The sequence below is a fragment of the Nocardia citri genome (assembly GCF_054065835.1).
The window spans coordinates 67,559-89,438 of the sequence record NZ_JBSUQM010000004.1; the positions used below are offsets into that span (position 1 = coordinate 67,559).

Consider the following 21,880-nt stretch of genomic DNA (forward strand, 5'->3'; position numbering starts at 1 on the left):
GCGGTGATCAATGCGTCAGATCTCCCCGTGGACAGTGCTGCCCGGCTCGTGCGTCACCTCGGATACCTGTATCGGTTTCAGCGCTGCGAAGGCCGCGGGCAGATCCTCGACCACGGTGATCCTGGCCATGGCCCGCTGGGACACGAACTTGCGATCGTAGAGTTGGTCCAGCCAGTCGAACAGACCTCGATAGAAACCGTTGTGGTCGAGCACAACCACCGGCTTATCGTGTTGGCCCAGATATCCGCCGGTCCAGGTTTCGAAGAATTCCTCCAGTGTGCCGATGCCACCGGGCAGGGCGAGGAAGGCATCGGCGCGATCCTCCATGACCTGTTTGCGCTGGCGCATGGTGTCGGTGACGATCAGCTCATCGGCATCGACATCGGCCACTTCCTGGTGCACCAGGTGTTTCGGGATCACCCCGACGGTGTGCGCGCCGCCCGCGCGGGCACCGGTGGCGACCGCGCCCATCATCGAGACGTGACCGCCGCCGGATACCAATCGCCAACCGCGCCTTGCGATCTCGGTGCCGACCCGGGCAGCGAGGGCGAGCATCGCCGGATCGGCGGTGCTGGCCGAACAGTAGACGCAGACCGCGTAACCGTCCGTACTCACCATTGGTCCTCCGTCCCGAGGGCGTCGGTATCGGTGGCCCCGTCAGCGGTGGCCAGGATGATCTGCACGACCTCCTCGACGCTATCGGTCACCTGCAGCAGGCCGAGGTCGCCGGGTGAGATCTTGCCGGAGCCGGCGAGCGAATCGCGCAGCCAGTCAACGAGTCCGGCCCAGTATTTGCCGCCGAACAGGATGATCGGGAAGCGGGTGATCTTATGGGTCTGCACCAGGGTGAGCGCCTCGAACAGCTCGTCCAGGGTGCCGAATCCGCCTGGCAGGCAGATGAATGCCTGCGAGTACTTTACGAACATGGTCTTGCGCGCGAAAAAGTAGCGGAAGTTGATGCCGAGGTCCACCCATTCGTTGAGGCTTTGCTCGAACGGCAACTCGATGCCGAGTCCGATCGAATATCCGCCCGCTTCCGAAGCACCACGGTTCGCGGCCTCCATCACGCCGGGGCCGCCGCCGGTGATCACCGCGAATCCGGCGCGCGCCAGCGCGCCACCGATGGCCATGGCGGCGTGATACTCCGGATGCCCCGGCGGCGTGCGGGCCGAACCGAAAACGGTGACCGCGCGCGGCAGTTCGGCGAGCGCACCGAAGCCCTCGACGAATTCTGCCTGGATGCGCAGGACGCGCCACGGGTCGGTATGCACCCAATCGCTGGGGCCGTGCCGATCCAATAGGTTCTGGTCGGCGGTGCCGCCCGGTTTGCGATCGCGGCGGAACATGATCGGTCCGCGGAATTTGGGTGTCGACTTCGGTGGGCTTGCGATCTCGTCATCGGCGGCTTCGGCGGACATGGCGCCCACGCTACCCGGCCACGCCGGTGAGGTAGCCGCGAAGTACCTCGGCGACCGAGCTGATCTGGGCGACCGGGACGTGCTCGTCGCGCTTATGGGCGAGGTTGGGGTCGCCGGGACCGAAGTTCACCGCCGGAATGCCGCGGGCGGCGAAGCGCGCGACATCGGTCCAGCCATATTTGGCGCGCACGCTGTCGGCGCCCACTACGCTGATCAGATCCTTGGCGGCGGGGGCGGACAGACCGGGCAGCGCGCCCGCGGCGGCGTCGGCGACCTCGACATCGAGCTCGAGTCCGTCGAATACCTCGCGTACATGTTCGATGGCCTGTGCGACGGTGCGGTCGGGGGCGAAGCGGAAGTTCACATCGACCTGCGCCTCGTCCGGAATCACATTGCCCGCCACCCCACCTCCGATGCGGACCGCGGACAGGCCCTCACGATAGCCGCAGCCGTCGATATCGACCTCGCGGGCCTTGTAGTCGGCGAGGCGCTGGAGCACCGCGGCCATGCGGTGAATCGCGTTGTCGCCCTTCCAGGATCGCGCCGAGTGGGCGCGCACGCCCTTGGTCGTGAGCCGGACGCGGACAGTGCCCTGGCAGCCCGCCTCGATGACACCGCCGGATGGTTCGCCGAGGATGGCCAGATCGCCGACGAGCCAATCCGGAAGGTCCCGCTCGATATGGTTGAGGCCGTTGTGCTTCGCGGCGATTTCCTCGCAGTCGTAGAAGATCAGCGTCAGATCGTGCACCGGTTCGGCGACGGTCGCGGCCAGATGCAAGAAGACCGCGTCACCGGACTTCATATCCACGGTGCCGCAGCCATAGAGCCGGCGCTGCCCCGCCTCGTCCACGAAGGTGCTCGGCACATTGTCGGCGATCGGCACGGTATCCAAGTGACCGGCCAGGATGACGCGGGTCGGCCGCCCCAGGTCGGTGCGGGCGAGCACCACGTTTCCGTGCCGCAGCACCTCGAACCCCGTAGTCTGCTCGCGCAGCGCCCGCTCGACGATGTCGGCAATCGCAGCCTCGTCCCGCGAGACGCTGGGGATGTCGACGAGAGCCGCGGTCAATGCGATGGGGTCGGCGCGCAAGTCGATGGTCACGGCTGCCAGCCTACGACGTGGTGCGTACCGGCCGACGTGGCTCACCACGCCTGCGCATGGGTGGGTAACCTCTGATGACGTGAGCATTCAAGGAGCAGCAGCAGTCGGTATCGCCAATGTGACCGCGGACGGGACCGTATTGGATACGTGGTACCCGAATCCGGAGTTGGGCGCGTTCGGTGACACCGGGACCAAGCGTCTGGATCAGGCGCCCGCGGAATACGCCGCCCTGCTCGGCTTCGACGAGGCTCGCGGGGTAGACGTGATCGCGGTGCGGACCACGATCGCCGACCTGTCGGCCGCCCCGGTGGACGCGCACGATGTGTACCTGCGGCTGCATCTGCTCTCGCACCGGCTGGTCAAACCGCACGAGGTGAGCCTGGACGGGCAGTTCGGGCTGCTCAGCAATGTGGTGTGGACCAACCACGGCCCGGCCGCAGTAGAGGGTTTCGAGGCGACGCGCGCCAAGCTGCGGGCGCGTGGTCCGGTCACCGTGTACAGCATCGACAAGTTCCCACGGATGGTCGACTACGTCGTGCCGTCGGGGGTGCGCATCGGTGACGCCGACCGGGTCCGCCTGGGTGCGCATCTGGCCTCCGGCACCACAGTCATGCACGAGGGCTTCGTGAACTTCAACGCGGGCACCCTCGGCGCGTCGATGGTCGAGGGCCGCATTTCCGCGGGCGTCGTGGTCGGCGACGGCTCCGATATCGGCGGCGGCGCCTCCACCATGGGCACCCTGTCCGGCGGCGGCACCACCATCATCTCCATCGGCGAGCGCTCCCTACTCGGCGCCAACTCCGGCCTCGGGATCCCGTTCGGCGACGACTGCGTCCTGGAGGCCGGTCTCTACCTCACCGCGGGCACCAAGGTCAGCACCCCCGACGGCACGGTGGTCAAGGCCGCCGAGCTCAGCGGCCAGAACAACCTGCTGTTCCGCCGCAACTCCACCACCGGCGCCGTCGAGGTCGTTGCGCGCAAGGGCACCGGCATCGAACTCAACGCCGACCTGCACGCCAACGACTAGGCTCGTCCGCCTCGCTCCTCCGCCTCCCCGAATCTTCAGGCGCCGGACTCGAGCGCCTCGACAGTGACGTTGACGGGCGGCGGTAGGGCGGCGGCCGAGTTGGCCCGTGCCCGACGAGTTGCCCATGTGCGTGCGAAATCAGTTGCCTCGATGATGAATCCGGATTCACTGCGTCGGCGACAACGATGACGCCGAATGTTGCTGCGAGGCGGGTCGCTGTGCGTGGGTGACGCCGGCCGGCAAGCCGAAGGCGATGACGCGGGTGGGGTGGATGCGGATCATTTCTCGGATAGGTCGAGTTCTTCAGCCGAGCAGCTTCTTCTGCACCTTTCCCATCGCATTGCGCGGCAGCGAATCCACCACGCGTACCTCACGCGGGCGTTTGTGCGCCGAAAGCTGTTCGGCCACATACTCGACGAGGGCTTTCTCGATGGAATCCGGTGCGGCAGAACGCAGTACGACATACGCGACGATCCGCTGCCCGAGATCGGCGTCCGGAACACCTACCACCGCGACCTCGGCCACCTCCGGATGTCCGAGCAGCACTGTCTCGACTTCGCCCGCGCCGATACGATAACCACCGGACTTGATCAGGTCGACCGATTCCCGGCCGACGATGCGGTGGAAACCGTCGGCATCGATCGCCGCGACATCACCGGTCTTGAACCAGCCGTCCGCGGTCCAGCATTCAGCGGTCGCCTCGGCTCGGTTGTAGTAGCCATCGAACAGCATCGGACCGCGAACCTGCAAGGCACCGATGCTCTCACCGTCGTGCGGGACATCCGCACCGGCCTCGTCCCGCAACCGGGTCTGGACACCCGCGACAGGTGTGCCGACCCATCCGGGACGCCGTTCTCCATCGAACCGAGTAGACAGCGTGATCATGGTTTCGCTCATCCCGTACCGTTCGATCGGCGCGTGCCCGGTGAGTTCGCGCAGCCGCTCGAATACCGGCACCGGCAGCGGCGCACTACCCGAGACGAGCAGGCGCGCATCGGCCAATTTCCGTGCCGCATCAGGATCTTCGACAATGCGTGACCACACTGTGGGCACCCCGAAATACAGCGTGCCACCCGCGTCCGCATAGGCCTGCGGTGTCGGCTTACCGGTGTGGATGAGCGGGCTACCCACCCGCAGCGGCCCGAGCAACCCGAGGATCAACCCGTGCACGTGGAACAGCGGAAGACCGTGTACCAGAACGTCGTTCGGCGTCCAAGCCCACGCGTCGGCGAGCGCGTCGAGCCCGGCGGCAATGGCGCCGCGACTCAGCACGACTCCCTTGGGCAGACCGGTGGTGCCAGAGGTGTACAGCACGAATGCCGGTGTGGCGGTGTCGGGTTCGGGATAGGTATGCCAGGAGCGTGCGTGCACCCGCACCGGAACGACGGGCAGATCCGACCCCTGCGGCGCCTCGCCCAACCACGCCTGGGCACCGGAATCGGTGAGCATATGCGCCAGTTCGGCGGTCCCCGAATCCGGCGGCACCGGTACCACCGTCACCCCGGCGATGAGACAGCCGACCACCGCGAGTACCGTCGTCACGGTCGGTCGTGCCAGCACCGCCACCCGATCGGCTCGCGCGATGCGCTCGGCCACCGACGTTGCCGCACCCAGCAGATCGCTGCGCGACAACGTCACGCCGTCGATGGTGACAGCGTCCGGTATATCCGCTCCCCCCGCGACGGCAAGCGGATTGAGCGAACGAAGGAGCAGCGACGGACCGAATGACATTCGCTCACGCTACTTCGGCACCGCACCGCACCATCACGCTCCCCCGGCGAGCCGCCTCGACAACAGATGACGGTTGACACATCCATGAGACGGTGAGAATGTTTGAACAATTCCCTCTCAAGGATGAGAACAGGGTCGACGATGCCCAGCCCGTTTCGTAAACCCGCGTCCACACCCGCCGGGGACACCTTCGATATCGAGCGACATCTCGACGGTGTCGCCGCATTCTTCGGCGGCACGGCGAATGTCATCATGCAGCTCAGCACGCCACCGGTCGGCTACGGTGTGCTGGAGAGCACCGTCGACAGCGGCAAGGTCATGTTGCATCCGATCAAGCGGCTGCGCACGACCCTCACCTATCTTTCGGTCGCCCTGCTCGGCACCGACGACGAACGCGACTCCTATCGCGACGCCGTGAATCTGTCGCATCGCTCGGTCACATCGACCGCCGCGAGTCCGGTGCAGTACAACGCGTTCGATCCCGCACTGCAGCTATGGGTAGCCGCGTGCCTTTATTGGGGTGCCCGCGATCTCTACGAGCGCATGCACGGTCCGATGAACAACGTCGATGCGGAAGCCTTCTACCGCTATGGGTCTCGACTCGGCACCACGCTGCAAATGCGTCCGGAATCGTGGCCTGCCGACCGCGCCGCCTTCGACGAGTACTGGACCGAACACCTCGCGAGGACCACCATCGATCCCCCGATCCGTGACTACTTCAACGAGCTGATCGATCTGAAGATGCTCCCGCGCCCCGCCCGCTTACCTTTCGCCCGGTTCCACCGCTTCGTGGTCACCGGCCTGCTGCCCGAACATCTGCGTGACCGGATGGGTATGACCTGGGCCGCGGACGACGATCGGAAACTCGCCGGCATCCTGCGCACCCTCGGCTGGATCAGTGTCCGAATGCCGAAGCAAGTCAGGCTGTTTCCGATCAACGCCTACCTGTGGGACATGCGCATCCGCAGGAGGCTCGGCCTGCGCCTGGTGTGACTACAACCGAACGAGACGACCACTGCGCAGGCGGCACCGACTCGGCAAGCCGCTCGTCTGAGCTCACCCACCCCGCCGGCTCCCATCTCCCTAGGACTTGCTGACCAACGCACGCAGAAAGAATGTGAGGTTGGCCGGACGTTCGGCGAGGCGGCGGGTCAGGTAGCCGTACCACTGACTGCCATAGGGCACATACACCCGCATGGCATTGCCCGCGGCGGCCAACCGCAACTGTTCGGAATCGCGGATGCCGTAAAGCATCTGGTGCTCGAACCCGTCCGGACCACGGCCGGTGTCGGCCGCCAGCTGTTGGGCGGCGAGGATGAGCGCCGCATCGTGGGTGGCCACCATCGGGTAGCCGTCACCGCTCATCAAGATCTCCAGGCAGCGCAGATAGGAATCGGTCACCTCGGTGGCACGCTGATACGCGACGGTATGAGGTTCCCGATAAGCGCCCTTGCACAGGCGAATTCGCGATCCGGTACCGGACAGCTCACGACAGTCCGCCTCGGTGCGATGCAGATAGGCCTGCAATACCGTACCGAGCCAAGGGAATTCGGTGCGCAGCTCACGAACCGCGGCAAGTGTGGCCTCGGTGCTCGTGTGGTCTTCGGCGTCGACGGTGACCCACACTTCGGCCTGAGCCGCCTTGGTGCATAGTATGCGCAGGTTCTCGGTGGCGATGGCCGGGCCGTCCGCGGGCAGTGCCTGCCCGAGCGCGGAGAGTTTCACCGAAACCTCGGTACGCACCGCGGCATCTCGGAAACCGTTCAATGCCGCCAAGTCGTTGATCAGCGACAGGTATTCGGCCACCGTGGCAGCGGCCTGCGCACGGTCGGTGGTGTTCTCCCCGAGAAAGTCGACGCTGATCAGCCGACCGCTCGTGAGCAGTTCACACACCACCGGAATCAATTCGTCACGGCCCTCACCGGCCACGAACCGCCGGACGATCTCCGCGGTCACCGGCGTCCCGGTCAGCATGCGCTTCATCCGCGGCGAAGCGGAGGCCGCGAGTATGACCGGCCGCAATGGGTTCATTCCGACCCCATGTGCGGATACCGGTAATCACCCGGCGGCACGAAGGTCTCCTTGATCGTGCGTGGCGCGACCCAGCGCAGCAGGTTCAGTGGCGAACCCGCCTTATCGTCGGTGCCCGACGCACGCGCGCCGCCGAACGGCTGCTGACCGACGACCGCGCCGGTCGGCTTATCATTGATGTAGAAGTTGCCCGCGGCGAATCGCAATGCGGCCGAGGCCTGGTCGATGGCTGTGCGGTCCTGTGCGAAGACCGCACCGGTCAATGCGTAGGGTGCCGCAGACTCCACCTCGGCCAATACGCCCGCGTAGGAGCCGGGTTCGGCATCGTCGTAGACGTGCACCGCGAGGATGGGACCGAAATATTCGGTGGCGAAGGCGTCGTCGTGCGGATCGTCCACCAGCAACACGGTCGGCCGGACGAACCAGCCCTCGCTGTCGTCGTATTCACCGCCCGCCGCAATGGCGATACCCGCCGACCTAGCGCGTTCGATGGCAGCCACATTCTTGTCGTAGGCGCGCCGATCGATCAGTGCCCCACCGAAATTCGTCAGATTCGCGATATCGCCGTAGGCGAGTTCGCGGGTCAGCTGCAGGAAGTCTTCACCGATCGTGCGCCACACCGAACGAGCGATATAGGCGCGGGAAGCCGCCGAGCATTTCTGGCCCTGATATTCGAAGGCACCGCGAATCAGCGCGGTACGCAAGGCATCCGGATCGGCCGACGGGTGCGCGACAATGAAGTCCTTACCGCCGGTCTCCCCCACCAAACGTGGATAGCAATGGTAGCGGCCGATATTCGCGCCGACCTGAGACCACAGGTGCTGAAATGTCTTGGTGGAGCCGGTGAAATGGATACCCGCGAGTCGCGGATCGACGAGCGCGACCGCCGACAATTCGACACCGTCGCCGGTCACCATGTTGATGACACCCGGCGGCAGTCCGGCCGCTTCCAGCAGCCGCATAGTGTAGAAAGCCGCGAGCGTCTGCGTCGGCGAGGGCTTCCACACCACGGTATTGCCCATCAACGCCGGTGCGGTCGGCAGATTGCCCGCGATGGCGGTGAAGTTGAACGGCGTGATCGCGTAGACGAACCCCTCCAGCGGACGGTAGTCCATCTGGTTCCACACCCCGGCGCTCGACTGCGGCTGTTGTTGCAGAATCTGGCGCGCGAACGCCACATTGAAGCGCCAGAAGTCGACCAATTCGCACGGCGCATCGATTTCGGCCTGCTGGACCGTCTTGGATTGACCGAGCATGGTGGCGGCGGCGACCGTCTCCCGCCACGGCCCGGCCAGCAGATCCGCGGCGCGCAGGAAGATGGCGGCACGGTCGTCGAAGGTCGTGGTGCGCCAGCCGGGTGCCGCCGCGATCGCGGCCTCGATGGCGCCGTGAGCTTCCGAATGTGTGGTGTCGGTGTAGGTGCCGAGCACCTGCCGATATCGGTGCGGGGCGACGATATCGTGCCGTGCCCCGATGCCCGGCCGGTGTTTGCCACCGATGACCAGCGGAATATCGATGGATTCGGCGGCGATCTCATTCAGCTTGGTGATCAGCAGCTCCCGCTCGGGGCTGCCCGGCGCGTAGGAATGCACCGGCTCGTTGCTGGGGATAGGGACTACCGTGACAGCGTCCATACCCCAAGGCTATCGCCGTTCCCGGGTCATCGGGCACGAGTGCGGGTCGTGTCAGGCCAGGCGTTGCGCCGCGGCCTCGATGCATTCGTCAGCGCGATACACACGTACTCCCAGTGCCCGGCCCGCAGAAGTCGCCGGGCGCGGCGAGTAAAGGCAGGCGATTGCGGACCCAACTGGGTGAGGCCATCCGGCCCGCACCACTTCGGTGTCGGCCGGGTCGAGGCGACCGCCGCATGCTGGACCGAGGACGGCTGGCTCGAGACCGGCGGCGTCGCGGCGATCGACGCCGATGGTTGGCACCGCATCGTCGCCGGGAATCGGTCGACCTCATCAAGTCCGGTGGGTAATCGCATCGGCACGGGCGGCGTCGAGACCGTACTGCTCGGACATCCGGAAGTGGCCGAGGTCGCGGTGGTTGGCTCCGGCCCTCACGGTGAATACGCGGGCAGGACGGTACGCATCCAGTCGAGGGTATGACGCAAGCCATGGTCCAGGGATGTGCTCGGTCGCCAGCCCAGCAAGGCGTGGGTGCGGTCGAGGTTCGGGCTGTGCGCGGTTGGCGCGATGAGATCGGCGGGGGCGATCTCCACCCAGCCGCTACCGGCGCGGGCTATGGCGGTGTAGGCGAATTCGGCGGTCGTCACCGCGGCAGAGCCGCCGATGTCGACCGGGCCGGTCGTGGTGCTGTCGAGCATCGCGACCAATGCGTCGACGGTATCGGTGATGTAGACGAATGATCGCAGATCACCGTCGATGACCTGCAGTGTCTGATCACGTAGTGCGGCAGCGCAGATCGTGGCCGCGATGCGGCCGTCGCCCGGCCAGTGGTGTGGACCATAAACCTCGAAGGGCCGCACGATGCCCACGTCCGCGCCACCGTAATGACGGGCGATGACCTCAGCGAGGAGGATGCACAACGCCTGCACGTGACAATCGCCTGCCAGGCCGGCGTTTCGCGGGTCGCCGTTGCTGTCGGGACCGGATGCGACGACGATGCGCGCGCCGCGACTCGCGGCCAGGTCGAGAGCGGCCAGGGTGCCGGTCGAGGCCGCTCGGAGAGTGTCGGTCGGCCGCCGGACAGTGGCTTTCGGGCTGCCGGGGCAGGCGAGATGCGCGATATGGGTGATCGTGGCGAGGTCGGCGAATGCGCCGGGTGTGGTCACATCCGCGACGCGGAGGGTGAAATGCGGGTGCGCCGTGAGGTTTTCGACGGCCGCCCGACAGCCGGTGCTGAGGTTATCGATCGCGGTGACCCGGTCTCCGCGCGCGAGCAGTGCACGACACAGATGCGAGCCGAGGAATCCAGCGCCGCCGGTGACGACGACGTGGTTACCGGTACGCGGGGATTCTTCCTTCGTGGATAGACGATCGTTCACAAGGGCATCTCCCACCAACGGTATCGACGTGCCGAATCAGGTGTGGCGTGCCCTGCCGCGACCAGTGTCGCGAAGGCGGCCCGCTTTCTGGCGCAGTCGTGTTCACGGTGCAGTTGCATCGCGCGATGGGCGTCGGCGAGCGTCAACGGCGGGGACGGCAGGTCGCATGTCCACGCCTTCGGCCACTCGATGGGACGCAAAGGGCACTGCGCGCGGGCGCGCCGATGTGCGACAGAGCGGTATGGCCGGTCGACCGGCCATACGCATCCGAGAGCGATCACCGCGACCATACCCCCGCCGAGTACGGCCGCCACACTGGACAACACATGCCACGGACTCACCGTCGCTCCCCCTCGCGGCCGTCGCGCAGATGGGCGCGCATGTCTTCTTCAAGGCCGTTCAGCACCCGATGCAAGAGCGTGAATTCTGCTGTGCCGCAAGCGGAAAGCGATCTGGTAGCAGGCGATTGCGGTGCGGCGGCGAGAAATTCGATGCCGCGCCGGTGCGCGCGCTCGCGCGGACTCAACGTCTGCGGCGCGATCCGACCGTAGGCGACGAGGGTGTGGTACGCGACCCACTTCCACGCGCACACCTGTATCCGGCACGCCCGATGTCGCCGCATCTGCTGGTGCGCCAGCTCGATTTCGGCGCTGCCGCACAGCGCCAGTGGCGTGACGATCGTCTCCTCACTCAACTCGCCGCCCCCGTTTCGATACCGGGCACGGGCTGGGCGGTGCGTGTCCAAGTGCTCTGCGGGCAAACAGTTTCCAGGTCGTACCCCTGATCGCAGACCAGTGCGGGTTGATCGTTCACATGCGCCAACTCGAAAACCACGACGACCTCGACATCGAGCCCGGCCGCCATGGCGAGCAGGTAACCGATCGGATCGGGCTCGTCCCCCGGTGGACGGACGGTATACACATACTGATATCCCAATGTGCCTGCATGCCTGTGTATTTCGCTGACATGCCGAGGCACGTGCGGTCCGGAGACATCCGCGCGAACGAACCCGATCGCCTTGGGCTTACCGGTGTACGGCGACGGTGCGGTGGATTGCGTGTGGGTCATGTGGGTCCCTCCCCGGAACCTGGTCGGTATTGGAGATCCGTCAGGCGTCCGGATCAGCGAGCAGCAACAGCGGTGCCGGGTCGGCTCGCGAGAGTGCCCACGAGCCGTGAATCGGTCGCTGATGTTGTTGCGGTTCCGCCAGATTGGGGTTTCAAGGGGCTGCTGTGTCACCCGAACGCCTGACACAGCACATCACGGGCACTAGTCTGATTCGAGACGAATCGAATCTTCGAAATAAGCTGATACGAAGGCCCAGAATGCGATTCGCTCCTGGATCACGATTGATTCGATTTCACAGTACCGAACCACTCACTTTTCCGTAGGGGAGGCATAGACCATGACCAGCGACGACGTATCCGAGCCCTCGACCTTGCCCAGGCGACAGCTGGGCCGATTCCTGCGCGAGCGCCGAGAAGCGACCGGCTTGACCATCGCCAAGGCTGCCGCCCTGGTGGAGCTGAGCCAGGCAGCTTTGCAGCGCATCGAGGCGGCCAAGACGAAGAAGGTCCGCGCGATAGATGTACAGGCACTGTGTGATCTGTATGAAGTCTCACGCGCGGACACCACACGGGCCGTCGAGCTTGCCAAGCAAGCCAGGGTCACCTCGTGGTATTCGGCGTTCGCCGGTCTCCACAGCGATGAGGCGTTCAACATGATCGTCGAGTTGACGCCCGCTGCGCGCCAACTGATCTCGTACCAGGAGATCGTTCTCGGTTTGGTGCAAACTCCCGATTACGCGCGGGCAGTGATCAGCGCCCTGCCAGGTCAGGAAGATATCGATCGCAAAATGGAGCTGCGTATGAAGCGCCAGATGATCATCACCCGCAAGACAGACCCGGTGCAGCTCGAGCTACTTCTTCACGAGTCGGCGCTGCACCGCGTCATAGGCGGCCCCCGCGTGATGGCGGCGCAGCTGCGGCACTTGGCAGAGATCGGTAAGTTGCCGAACGTCAGTATCCGGATTCATCCGTTCAGTGCCGGGTGCACATGGGGACTGCTGCATGGCCCCTTCATGATTCTGAACTTCGACCTCGATACCAAGGGCAACCCGGTGGAACCGCCGCTGGTCTACTTCGAAGGCATGGGCAAGGCGGATCTGTATCTGGAGAGTACCGATGGTGTACGACGCTACGATGAGATTGCTTCGGTCATTCGGAGTACATCGCACGATGAAGTGAAATCGCGAGACCTGCTGAGGCGAGTCGCAAGGGAGTATGAAGCGTGAGAACCGACCTATCCGGAGCGAACTGGTTCAAGAGCAGCCACAGCGGCAGCCAGACCGACTGCGTTGAGGTAGCTTGGCTCGACGGTGCGGTCGGTGTCCGTGACTCGAAGAACCCGACCGACCCGGCGTTGGTCTTCGCACCAGAGGTGTGGGACGCCTTCGCCGCAGGCGTGCGAGCGGGCGAATTCAAGGGAGCATGAATCATGAAACCCGACCTGCTCCAGGCGAACTAGTTCAAGAGCAACCACAGCAGCGGCCAGACCGGGTGATCGCCGCCGTCGGCCGTGTCCTCGAAGCCGCGCCGCAGCGCCACACCGGGACCGAAGGGATCAAGATCAGGTGGCGCTGAGGGCGGGGGCTTCTCGACCGATGCCGCCACAGATTCCACCTGATCTTGGTTGCGAGCGGAACCAGCGACTCAGCCGAGCAGGAAGCGCGTTGAGATGGCGTAGCTCGGGGGGCGGCGTCGGTATTTGCGACTCGAAGAACTCAACCGGCCCGGCACTGGTTTTTCACACCCGGCCGCCGCGGGCGTGGGCGACGGAGAGTTCGGCCGCCCAGCCTAATGGGAGCTACCGGGTCAGCTGTTCGGGCAGACTTGGTGCCTGGTAGCCGCTGGTGGGTGAGCACTCTCGCTGCCTGGACCTCCGAGTCCTAGGGTCAGATCGTGCCCTCACCAGTGGTCAGGAGTCTTGATCGCTGATGGGATGTCGTGCCCGCCTGGGGTATTGGCGTGAGCACTTGTCCATTAGGTCGCCGACCGACTCCTGCGGGCTGCTGAAAACTGTTGTCGATCAGGAGGTTCGGTGCTTTTCGTTGGAGATGACTGGGCTGAGGATCACCACGATGTGGAGGTCCAGGACGAGCACGGCCGAACATTGAAACGGGTGCGGCTACCCGAGGGGATGGCCGGGATGTCCCGGTTCCATGAACTCCTCGGCCGGTTCGTGCCCGAGGACGGGCAGCCCTGTGAGGTGCTGGTGTGTATCGAGACCGACCGGGGACCGTGGGTGCGGGCGTTGCGGGCGGCGGGCTATCGAGTGTTCGGGGTGGACCCCAAGCAAGCCGCCCGGCATCGAGAGATCCTCGGCAGCTCGGGGGCCAAGAGCGACAAGGGCGACGCCCACGCGCTCGCCGACATGATCCGCACCCGCCGTCACCAGCTCCTCGAGGTCGCCGGCGACTCCGAGATCGCCGAAGCGGTCAAGGTTGTCACCCGCGCGCATCAGACGCTGATCTGGGAACGAACCCGCCACATGCTCCGGTTACGGGTGGCGTTGCGGGATTACTTCCCCGCCGCTCTGCAGGCATACAAGCCCCTCGGTCTCACCTCTGATGCGGTACTCCAGTTGCTGGCCAAGGCTCCCACTCCCGCGTCGGCCGCGAAGCTCACGACCAGCCAGATCGGCGTCACGCTCAAGGGCCGCCGCGACATCGCGGCCAAAGCGCAGGCGATCAAGGACGTGCTTCGGTCCGAGCAACTCGGTCAAGCGGACTTGGTCACGGCCGCCTACGCCTCGACCGTTCGGGCGCTGGCCGCGGTCATCACTACGTTGAATACCGAGATCAAGACCCTCGAAGGCGAGGTCGAGGCCCATTTTGGCCGGCACCCGGACGCTGAGGTCATCCTCAGCCAGCCCGGCATCGGCGTCGTCCTCGGCGCCCGGGTGCTCGCCGAATTCGGGGACGCCCCCGGCCGCTACGCCACCGCGAAAGCACGCAAGAACTACGCAGGAACCAGCCCGATCACCCGCCAATCCGGCAAGATGCGGACCGTCCACGCCCGGTTCGTCCACAACGACCGGCTCGTCGATGCCCTGCATATGCAGGCCTCCTGCGCGATCCTGCACGACCCACAGGTCCGCGCCTACTACGACCAACTACGCGCCCGCGACGTCGGACACAACGCCGCTCTCCGCCAGGTCGGCAACCGCCTCGTCGGCATCCTCCACGGCTGCCTCAAAACCCACACCCCCTACGACCAAACAACCGCCTGGTCACACCACAACCACGACCTCGCCGCTTGACATCCAAGCTCCAGGGATGTCTGACCCCTCGTTCCACCCGGGCACCACGGTCTGTCCTCGACTACCCACCGGCATTTCGGCAGTGCGCACAGTTCACCGAGTGCGCACTGCCGTCAGCGCATCTTTCCTCGGGATGCCGCACAGATTCGCGCGCCAAGTGCGTTCTCGCCCCGCGATTCCGTGCGCGACGTGGCCAAAGGTACGAGGGAGTAGTCCTCCCCCGACCGAGTTGTACATGTTGAAAACCGGTGGAACCGAATGGGTGTCAAGCGCGTCCTACACTGTGAGCGGAGTAATGGCGGCCGGACGGGAGTAGTGGTGAGACGACGGACGACAGCAGCGGTGGCGATGCTGGCCGGGGTGTTGATCGCCGCCACCGGGTGTGGGGCTACGAACGGGAGGACGGCGACACCCGCCACCACCACGGATAAGGCAGCAGCGACTGCGGCACTGTGGGATCCATGCACCCAGATCAGCGACTCGATTCTGCGCCAGGTTGGGGTAGACCCGTCGACACGGAACAACACGATCTCCGGGGTCGAGAATGTTGAGGGGTGGAAACTGTGCTCGTGGAACGACCAGCCTGGCCGGGCGAACTACAACCTCGGGGTGTGGTCCACGACCCACACGATTGATGAGTCGAAGAAGGATGGCAACAACGTCGACTTCACCGCTATCTCGATTGCCGGTCGAGAAGGCGTCCAGTTTCGCCGAGCATACGACTCAGACAATGAGGTCTGCTATTTCAGCTTTCCGTCAAACGGCCATACCATAGAAATCTCCATCTACAAGACAACACTGACGAAGGACAAACGAAATCCGTGTGTCATCGCAACTGCCGCAGCGGATACATTAGTGCCGAATTTTCCGAAGTGAAGGATTCAAGGTACGTCGATGAGCATGCAAGAAAACATTACGCTCTGGCAGTATCTCGCAGACGAGGCAAAAGCTGGCAGATTGTACCTTGACGATTCAGTGGCGAAGCGGTGTCGTACGGCAATCGATAACCAGATCGCGGTGTATGACGAAGCCCGGCGCGAGGTCGAGCGGATGGCCCGTGTGACTGGTCTAGGCGAGTTCGAGTGCGGCAAAGAATTAGGGCGCTTGCTTGGATTGAAAGCGATCGACCCGACAGGCGACGGAGACTTGGACACTTCACTCAAAGACCACATCCGAGTCCTCGGCCTCATGGGTGACACCATCCAAGCCTCACTGGACCGCCTGCAAGAGCAGGATACCAGCAACGCGCAAGACTTCGGCCGGATCTGAATCCAAGGGGGTGCACGGTGTTCGGTCTTCCGTCTTTCGAGTCGATTGTCATCAATATCGGCAAAGCAATAAATAGTGGCCCGCTCGGCGCGATAATTTCCGGTTCCAATGACATTGATAAATCGGCGACAGCATTGGCGACCGCCCTGGGCGATCAAAGCCCGGAGTCGATCGCCGCACGCAACCGCATCAAGGATCTGACCGATCACCATTTCGAGGGCAAATTCCACAATTCGCGCATTCCGGAATCCCTGTACGGAAATGTTCGGAGCGAGGATCTGAACGAGCTGTATCGGAAGGCGCAGACGATCGACGTCGGCGTCATGACGACGCTGCAACAGATGTGGAAGTCCCGCGCCGAGAAACTCGACTCCGGCCTCACCCAGTTCGGCCCGGAAATCTTGTCGGCGATAGCGGAGTCGTGGACAGGGGCGGCCAGCCAGGCCGCTGCCAGCGGGATCGTCGATTATGTGGCGAAAGCGCGGAATATGGTGTCGGCCACGAAGATCGTCGCCGACAAAGTGGAGATCGTGAAGTCAGCGGTCGAGGTGACCAAGGCGAATGTGCAGCCGCAGCCGGAAACCGGGTGGGCCAGCACCGTCGCCGGTTGGATACCCGGTCCGACTTGGAAGATGGACCGCAACCGCACCGACGCCGCCGAGTTGGCCACCTATACCGTCCTCGAAAAGGTCTACCAGCCAGGTATTCGGGAGGGAGACACCGCGCAGCCGCGTATTCCGTTGGCCTACAACCCTGTTCATGATCCTGGCACCGTCGCGCCGATGCCGCCGCAAATAGAACGGGAACCCGGTCCCGGCGGAGGGGAGCTGTCTGACCGCCCGAAGCCAGAAGGCGGTGGTCCGACAGGCGGGACCGGAGAATCTGGCGACACGGCCCCGGCGGGCGTGGATTCGCTTGCGGCGCAGGCAGATCAGCCGAGCCTCAGCTCCGGGTCGACCACCCCGACCGGGCTCGGTACGACACCATCGACCACTACCACGCCTGCTGGCCTCGGTCCTGGATCCACCCCGGGCTCCGGCCTCGGCAGCACCGGACTCAGCGGCCCTGGAACCACGGTTTCCCCGGGTCCCGGGAGCGCGGTTCCTGGTCCGGGTCGCTCGATTCCGGGCACGGGCGCAGTGACCGGCGTGGGCTCAGGTGGCGGCAACGGCGGCGGTAGCGTGGGCCGCAACGGCATGTCCGGTACCGGCTCTATGATGCCCGGCGCGGCCCGAGGTAAGGGCGACGAGGACAAAGAGAAGGGCAAATCGGCGGTGGCCGAGGCGATGGTGACCCGCGAGCGCGGCGAGGAATTGACCGGCCTCGATCCAGACCATCGCCCCAAAACGGTTCCACCGGTGCTGGGCGAATAGCGTACCGGGCCAATGACATACGAGACGGATAGCGGTGCCTGGCGCGCGACACAGCGGATGTGGTCGATGTCGGCACTCGAGTTGACCGTACTGTGGCACGCCATGGGCCGCGACGTGCTGCCCTACCCACTGCGGTACCGACCGACCGAGGACACCGCCGCGGCCTACGAACACGCCTACAAAACCGCCGCCTCCGGGGTACGAGCGATTCTCGACGAGGACGTCTACGGCCCGCTACGGGTCCTCGTCGAACCAGAGGCCAGGATCGAGGTCGCGGGATTCGCCGGTGCGGCAAAGGGTGTGCTGCCACGCGAGAACGCGGCCCCGACGGCACTGGCACGCATCCATGCCGCCGTCTCCGCCCGCAGCGCGGTAATCCTCACGCAGCAACCGACATCCGATCCCGACCGCGGCGGCGCCGTGCGCATGACCCTGGTCGGGACACACACCCTGGCCCGCCGCATCATCGCCGCCCTACCCGACGCACCGCGCGGCACCGCCTCGAGCTTCGCGATCAACCGCGCCGACCTCGACAGCGATGACGATCGACCATTCACCGCATTCTCCGACGACGCGCCTATCTCCCGCCACACCGAGGCGCAACGATTCTTCGAACGCCACCGCACCACAGTCGCACACATCGCCGTATACCCCGGCGGCGCATTCGACAACCGCCCCACACCCAAACGCGACTTCCACATCATGGACTACCCCGACGGCCGCTACCGAGTACAAGCCACCGCGGCCATCCACGTAACCCCAACCGACAACGCCGAACTATCCACACACCTGCAAAACCTGCTCGACCGAACCCTGCGCGAATACCGCGAAGACAATGACCCCACATACGAATACACCTGAGCCGCCACCGACATTCAGGTGAGCAGATGACCGCCGAGTTCACCCAGATCAGTTCGCCGTCACGCGCTGGGCAGCAGCGGCGATCCGCTCGTCGGTCGCCGTCAATGCGATCCGGACATGCTCGCCACTGCCCGGGTGCGGCGAGGATGCCACGCTCGGCCAGCCAGTCCAGGGTGCTGCGGCACGGCTCGCACGTCGATACGTGTCGTTGTTGCTGCGACGATGGCCTGCCCTCGTCGCGCCTGGGCGAAACGAGTTTGTCGGAGCTATCAACTACGTTTAATAGGCTGTCGATCTGGAGGTGAACGTGCTGCTCGAGGAATTGAAACCGGGACTGCGCATCGAGGGTGTCATACCCTCGGAGGTGGTAACGGTGATCTACGCGCAGTGGCACGGGACCGATACTCTCGAGCTCACCTACAAGACCACCGCTGGTGCGCTCGGCCAACAGGTTGTGTTCCGCAAGGATCAGGACAGCCTGTCTGTCGCCAGCGCTGGCAGCCGCACCTTCAACGCCAGGGCCGGCGATTTCAAGCTCGTCGCGGAAGCCCAACGGATCAAGCTCGCAGGCTTGTATGACCCAATGCTCGCCGTGGCCACCAGCGATGTGCAACCGCTCCCTCATCAGATCCGCGCCGTCTACGGTGAGCTCCTGCCCCGGACCCCGCTGCGCTTCCTCCTTGCCGACGACCCGGGCGCTGGCAAGACGATTATGGCTGGCCTCTACCTCAAGGAACTGATCCTGCGCGGAGATGTGCAGCGGTGCCTGATTGTCGCCCCGGGCGGCCTGGTGGAGCAGTGGCAGGACGAGCTGGCTTTCAAGTTCGGACTCACCTTCGACTTGCTCACCAACCAGCTGATCGACGCGAACGTCAATCAGAACGTCTTCGAGAAGCATGAGCTTCTGATCGCCCGTATGGATCAGCTCGCACGTAACGATCCGCTGCGCGCTCTGCTCGGGGAGACCGAATGGGACTTGGTGATCGTCGACGAGGCGCACCGGATGGGTGCCCATTACTTCGGCGGGAAGCTCGAGAAGACCAAGCGCTTCCAGCTCGGCGAAGCCCTCGGCAACCTCACCCGCCACCTGCTGCTCATGACCGCCACCCCGCATTCGGGCAAGGAGGAGGACTTCCAGCTTTTCCTCACTTTGCTGGACCGCGACCGGTTCGAGGGTAAGAACAAGGTGACCGCCGATACCAGCGGCATCATGCGCCGGATGGTCAAGGAGGATCTGCTCACCTTCGAGGGGAAGAAGCTGTTCCCCGAGCGGATCGCCGAATCCGTCCCCTACGACCTGACCGCATTGGAATACGTGCTCTACGAGCAGGTTACGGCTTACGTCCGGGAGGGAATGAATCGAGCGGACAGGGTCGGCGGCAAACGCAAGAACACCGTCGGCTTCGCCCTCACCGTCCTGCAGCGCCGCCTCGCATCAAGCCCCGAGGCCATCTACCGCAGCCTCGTGCGCCGCTCACAGCGGTTGGAACGCAAGAAGCAGGAAATCCTCAACGGCACATACCGAGACGACGATCCGACGTATGACCTCGACGATATCGATTCCGACGTCTACAACGCGGAAGAACTCGAGCACATCGAAGAGGAGCTGCTCGACGAGGCCACCGCAGCCCAGACCGTGGCCGAGCTCGAAACCGAGCTACGCGAGCTCACCAAGCTGATCCAGCTCGCACAGCAGGTCCGTGACCGAGGTACCGATCGCAAGTGGACCGAGTTGTCCAGCATTCTGCAGGATCACGGCCTGACCACCGATTCCAACGGCCAGCCGCGCAAATTCATCATTTTCACCGAGCACCGCGACACCCTCGAGTACCTGCGGAATCGGATCGGCTCGCTGATAGGGCGGCCGGACTCGGTGAAGGCGATCCACGGTGGCGTGCGGCGCGGTGAGCGCCGTCAGATCACCGAGGAGTTCACCAAAAACCGCGGCTGTCAGATCCTGCTCGCCACCGACGCCGCCGGTGAGGGCCTGAACCTGCAGGCCGCGCACCTGATGGTGAACTACGACCTGCCGTGGAACCCGAACCGCATCGAGCAGCGATTCGGCCGAATTCACCGCATCGGTCAGGAAGAGGTCTGCCGCCTGTGGAATCTCGTCGCGGTCAACACCCGCGAGGGCGAGGTGTTCGCCAGATTGCTCCAGAAGATCGATGAGCAGCGAAAAGCATACGGCGGCAAGGTGTTCGATGTTCTCGGCGAAGCATTCACCGAGACACCGCTGCGTGAGCTGCTGATGAATGCCATCCAGTACGGCGAACGGCCCGACGTCAAGGCCAAGATGCACGAGGTCATCGACCGGACAGTCGGGGAAGGGTTGCAGGAACTTCTCAAAGAGCGCGCTCTAGCCGCTGAACACCTCAGCAAAGCGCAACTGGATGAACTCCGCGCGGCGATGGATGATGCCCGCGCACGCCGCCTCCAGCCGCATTACATCGAAATGGCATTCAAAGAGGCATTCACCAGGCTCGGCGGCCGAATCGCTCGCCGCGAACGCGGCCGATACGAAATCACAAACGTTCCGGCACAGGTCCGGGCGAGTAAGCACGGCCCGATCGCGACACGTTACGGACGGGTGACGTTCGATTTGCCTTATGTTCAGCCTGACGATCTCGCCCGCGCCGATCTCCTTGCGCCAGGCCACCCGCTCCACGATGCGGTGATGGACGAAGTGATCCGGCAGTTCGGCGCCACGCTCAACGCCGGGACCGTCCTGGTGTCCGCAACGATCGAGGAGCCGCAACTCCTCGTCGGAGTAGTCGAAGAAGTCGCCGACGCCACGGGCGCTTCCGTTGCCCGCCGCTTCGGCTACGCCTATGTCGATCGCACCGGCACCGTCACCCCGGCCGGACCGGCGCCCTATCTGGACTGCGTCGCCGCACCCGATGTTCCCGCGGTTGTCCAGGCTCGCGCCGAACATTGGCTGGCCGATGCCGAGGACAAGGCCATGAGCTGGATCATCACCAGTAGGCTCCCCGAGTACCTCGCCGAAGTTCAGCCGCGCCGAACCGATGAACTCCACAAGACCCGCGAGCTCATCACCGAACGTCTGGCTGGTGAACGCGATCGCCTCACCCTGGACGCCGCCGTAGCTGCGGAGGCCGAGCTCAAGGGCGAGAAGGCCAAGGAATCGTCGGAAAGCCTGTACCGCAAGGCAGTCGAGCTCGACGAACGGTTGCGCCGCCGGCTGGCACTGCTCGAGCAACAGACACTAATGTCCACCAAACCGCCCAGCATCAAGACCGCCGCGATCGTGCTGCCTATCAGCATGGTGGAGGACGAGATCCCTTCGCGCGCACCGATTCACGCGAAGGAAACCAAGGAGGTCGAGCGTCGTGGTGTGGACCTGGTGCTGGCCCTGGAGCGAGAGCTCGGCCGTGATCCGGTGGAGCAGGCATTCAACAACAAGGGTTTCGATATCCTGTCCACCGCGCTGGACGGCGACACCTACCGGATCGAAGTGAAAGCCAGGATCGCCGGGGCTACGGATTTCTTCGTCACCCACAACGAGGTGATGACCGGGAAAAACGCCTTCCCGCGTTATCGGCTCGCCCTCGTCAAGGTTGACCCGCGGGGTCCGCAGCATGACGAGGTCCGCTACCTCGACAATCCCTTCGCCACAACCGATCTCGGGGGATTCGAAGCGACCGGTCTCCGCGGCGACTGGGACAAGATGTGGGGGAAGGGAAGACCACCGTTCTGACTACGGCTGCACTGGATACC

Annotated in this window: 19 protein-coding genes and 2 pseudogenes; 11 read left to right on the forward strand and 10 right to left on the reverse strand. The window is 64.6% G+C overall.

What is annotated here, in order from left to right:
• Positions 1 to 15: 15 nt before the first annotated feature.
• From ACW2Q0_RS08270 to dapE, 3 genes are read right to left on the reverse strand one after another with little or no spacing between them, the layout of a single operon-like run.
• Positions 16 to 618, reverse strand: coding sequence for an LOG family protein (locus tag ACW2Q0_RS08270; RefSeq protein WP_457187868.1), 603 nt, complete (start codon positions 616 to 618; stop codon positions 16 to 18).
• On the reverse strand, positions 612 to 1,418 hold the full coding sequence (locus tag ACW2Q0_RS08275) for an LOG family protein (RefSeq protein ID WP_457187870.1): 807 nt from the start codon (positions 1,416 to 1,418) through the stop codon (positions 612 to 614). The genes ACW2Q0_RS08270 and ACW2Q0_RS08275 overlap by 7 nt, the downstream gene beginning before the upstream one ends.
• A 10-nt stretch (positions 1,419 to 1,428) precedes the next feature.
• Positions 1,429 to 2,520, reverse strand: a complete 1,092-nt coding sequence (dapE, locus tag ACW2Q0_RS08280) for a succinyl-diaminopimelate desuccinylase (RefSeq protein ID WP_457187872.1) — start codon at positions 2,518 to 2,520, stop codon at positions 1,429 to 1,431.
• Positions 2,521 to 2,599: 79 nt separating this feature from the next.
• On the opposite strand from dapE, the gene dapD reads away from it, so the two are divergent.
• Positions 2,600 to 3,547: a 2,3,4,5-tetrahydropyridine-2,6-dicarboxylate N-succinyltransferase gene (gene dapD / locus ACW2Q0_RS08285; RefSeq protein WP_457187874.1), complete on the forward strand. Its 948-nt coding sequence runs from the start codon at positions 2,600 to 2,602 to the stop codon at positions 3,545 to 3,547.
• Positions 3,548 to 3,850: 303 nt separating this feature from the next.
• On the opposite strand, the gene ACW2Q0_RS08290 is transcribed toward dapD, so the two are convergent.
• Entirely contained in the window at positions 3,851 to 5,278 is a 1,428-nt protein-coding gene (locus tag ACW2Q0_RS08290) for an acyl-CoA synthetase (protein WP_457187875.1), read from the reverse strand.
• Positions 5,279 to 5,419: 141 nt separating this feature from the next.
• Here ACW2Q0_RS08290 and ACW2Q0_RS08295 point away from each other — a divergent pair, with 141 nt between their 5' ends.
• Positions 5,420 to 6,271 carry an oxygenase MpaB family protein gene (locus ACW2Q0_RS08295; protein ID WP_457187877.1) on the forward strand — a complete coding sequence of 284 codons (852 nt, stop codon included), beginning with the start codon at positions 5,420 to 5,422 and terminating at the stop codon, positions 6,269 to 6,271.
• Between the two features lie 90 nt (positions 6,272 to 6,361).
• On the opposite strand, the gene ACW2Q0_RS08300 is transcribed toward ACW2Q0_RS08295, so the two are convergent.
• A complete protein-coding gene (locus ACW2Q0_RS08300) occupies positions 6,362 to 7,309 on the reverse strand; it encodes a proline dehydrogenase family protein (protein WP_457187879.1) in 948 nt (315 codons plus the stop codon).
• Positions 7,306 to 8,943: an L-glutamate gamma-semialdehyde dehydrogenase gene (gene pruA / locus ACW2Q0_RS08305; RefSeq protein ID WP_457187881.1), complete on the reverse strand. Its 1,638-nt coding sequence runs from the start codon at positions 8,941 to 8,943 to the stop codon at positions 7,306 to 7,308. Before pruA ends, ACW2Q0_RS08300 begins: the two co-directional genes overlap by 4 nt.
• Positions 8,944 to 9,150: 207 nt before the next feature.
• Here pruA and ACW2Q0_RS08310 point away from each other — a divergent pair.
• A pseudogene (locus ACW2Q0_RS08310) lies at positions 9,151 to 9,363 on the forward strand (acyl-CoA synthetase); the annotation flags it as partial.
• An 8-nt stretch (positions 9,364 to 9,371) separates the two neighbouring features.
• Here the strand turns inward: ACW2Q0_RS08310 and ACW2Q0_RS08315 are convergent.
• From ACW2Q0_RS08315 to ACW2Q0_RS08325, 3 genes are all read right to left on the reverse strand, one after another.
• Complete coding sequence (locus ACW2Q0_RS08315) at positions 9,372 to 10,319, reverse strand: NAD-dependent epimerase/dehydratase family protein (RefSeq protein WP_457187883.1); 948 nt, start codon at positions 10,317 to 10,319, stop codon at positions 9,372 to 9,374.
• 337 nt (positions 10,320 to 10,656) lie between these two features.
• Positions 10,657 to 11,013: a hypothetical protein gene (locus tag ACW2Q0_RS08320; RefSeq protein WP_457187885.1), complete on the reverse strand. Its 357-nt coding sequence runs from the start codon at positions 11,011 to 11,013 to the stop codon at positions 10,657 to 10,659.
• Positions 11,010 to 11,387: a hypothetical protein gene (locus tag ACW2Q0_RS08325; protein WP_457187886.1), complete on the reverse strand. Its 378-nt coding sequence runs from the start codon at positions 11,385 to 11,387 to the stop codon at positions 11,010 to 11,012. The genes ACW2Q0_RS08320 and ACW2Q0_RS08325 overlap by 4 nt, the downstream gene beginning before the upstream one ends.
• 337 nt (positions 11,388 to 11,724) lie before the next feature.
• Here ACW2Q0_RS08325 and ACW2Q0_RS08330 point away from each other — a divergent pair, with 337 nt between their 5' ends.
• From ACW2Q0_RS08330 to ACW2Q0_RS08360, 7 genes are all read left to right on the forward strand, one after another.
• A complete protein-coding gene (locus ACW2Q0_RS08330) occupies positions 11,725 to 12,612 on the forward strand; it encodes a helix-turn-helix domain-containing protein (RefSeq protein WP_457187888.1) in 888 nt (295 codons plus the stop codon).
• Positions 12,609 to 12,812, forward strand: coding sequence for a DUF397 domain-containing protein (locus ACW2Q0_RS08335; protein ID WP_457187890.1), 204 nt, complete (start codon positions 12,609 to 12,611; stop codon positions 12,810 to 12,812). Before ACW2Q0_RS08330 ends, ACW2Q0_RS08335 begins: the two co-directional genes overlap by 4 nt.
• Positions 12,813 to 13,418: 606 nt before the next feature.
• Positions 13,419 to 14,639, forward strand: coding sequence for an IS110 family RNA-guided transposase (locus ACW2Q0_RS08340; protein ID WP_457187892.1), 1,221 nt, complete (start codon positions 13,419 to 13,421; stop codon positions 14,637 to 14,639).
• Between the two features lie 348 nt (positions 14,640 to 14,987).
• Entirely contained in the window at positions 14,988 to 15,515 is a 528-nt protein-coding gene (locus ACW2Q0_RS08345) for a DUF3558 domain-containing protein (RefSeq protein ID WP_457188295.1), read from the forward strand.
• An 18-nt stretch (positions 15,516 to 15,533) separates the two neighbouring features.
• Entirely contained in the window at positions 15,534 to 15,908 is a 375-nt protein-coding gene (locus ACW2Q0_RS08350; protein WP_457187894.1) for a hypothetical protein, read from the forward strand.
• 17 nt (positions 15,909 to 15,925) lie between these two features.
• Entirely contained in the window at positions 15,926 to 17,281 is a 1,356-nt protein-coding gene (locus tag ACW2Q0_RS08355; RefSeq protein WP_457187896.1) for a hypothetical protein, read from the forward strand.
• 12 nt (positions 17,282 to 17,293) lie between these two features.
• A complete protein-coding gene (locus ACW2Q0_RS08360) occupies positions 17,294 to 18,142 on the forward strand; it encodes an ESX secretion-associated protein EspG (RefSeq protein ID WP_457187898.1) in 849 nt (282 codons plus the stop codon).
• 48 nt (positions 18,143 to 18,190) lie between these two features.
• On the opposite strand, the pseudogene ACW2Q0_RS08365 reads toward ACW2Q0_RS08360, so the two are convergent.
• Positions 18,191 to 18,332: pseudogene (locus ACW2Q0_RS08365) on the reverse strand (succinyldiaminopimelate transaminase); the annotation flags it as partial.
• Positions 18,333 to 18,449: 117 nt separating this feature from the next.
• Here ACW2Q0_RS08365 and ACW2Q0_RS08370 point away from each other — a divergent pair.
• Complete coding sequence (locus tag ACW2Q0_RS08370) at positions 18,450 to 21,860, forward strand: helicase-related protein (RefSeq protein ID WP_457187900.1); 3,411 nt, start codon at positions 18,450 to 18,452, stop codon at positions 21,858 to 21,860.
• Positions 21,861 to 21,880: the final 20 nt, after the last annotated feature.

What these genes read in the sequence shown, in the direction of transcription:
- ACW2Q0_RS08270 (WP_457187868.1), bottom strand. Translation starts at nt 618, where the DNA reads ATGGTGAGTACGGACGGTTACGCGGTCTGCGTCTACTGTTCGGCCAGC.
- ACW2Q0_RS08275 (WP_457187870.1), bottom strand. Translation starts at nt 1,418, where the DNA reads ATGTCCGCCGAAGCCGCCGATGACGAGATCGCAAGCCCACCGAAGTCG.
- ACW2Q0_RS08290 (WP_457187875.1), bottom strand. Translation starts at nt 5,278, where the DNA reads ATGTCATTCGGTCCGTCGCTGCTCCTTCGTTCGCTCAATCCGCTTGCC.
- ACW2Q0_RS08295 (WP_457187877.1), top strand. Translation starts at nt 5,420, where the DNA reads ATGCCCAGCCCGTTTCGTAAACCCGCGTCCACACCCGCCGGGGACACC.
- ACW2Q0_RS08300 (WP_457187879.1), bottom strand. Translation starts at nt 7,309, where the DNA reads ATGAACCCATTGCGGCCGGTCATACTCGCGGCCTCCGCTTCGCCGCGG.
- pruA (WP_457187881.1), bottom strand. Translation starts at nt 8,943, where the DNA reads ATGGACGCTGTCACGGTAGTCCCTATCCCCAGCAACGAGCCGGTGCAT.
- ACW2Q0_RS08325 (WP_457187886.1), bottom strand. Translation starts at nt 11,387, where the DNA reads ATGACCCACACGCAATCCACCGCACCGTCGCCGTACACCGGTAAGCCC.
- ACW2Q0_RS08330 (WP_457187888.1), top strand. Translation starts at nt 11,725, where the DNA reads ATGACCAGCGACGACGTATCCGAGCCCTCGACCTTGCCCAGGCGACAG.
- ACW2Q0_RS08345 (WP_457188295.1), top strand. Translation starts at nt 14,988, where the DNA reads ATGCTGGCCGGGGTGTTGATCGCCGCCACCGGGTGTGGGGCTACGAAC.
- ACW2Q0_RS08350 (WP_457187894.1), top strand. Translation starts at nt 15,534, where the DNA reads ATGAGCATGCAAGAAAACATTACGCTCTGGCAGTATCTCGCAGACGAG.
- ACW2Q0_RS08360 (WP_457187898.1), top strand. Translation starts at nt 17,294, where the DNA reads ATGACATACGAGACGGATAGCGGTGCCTGGCGCGCGACACAGCGGATG.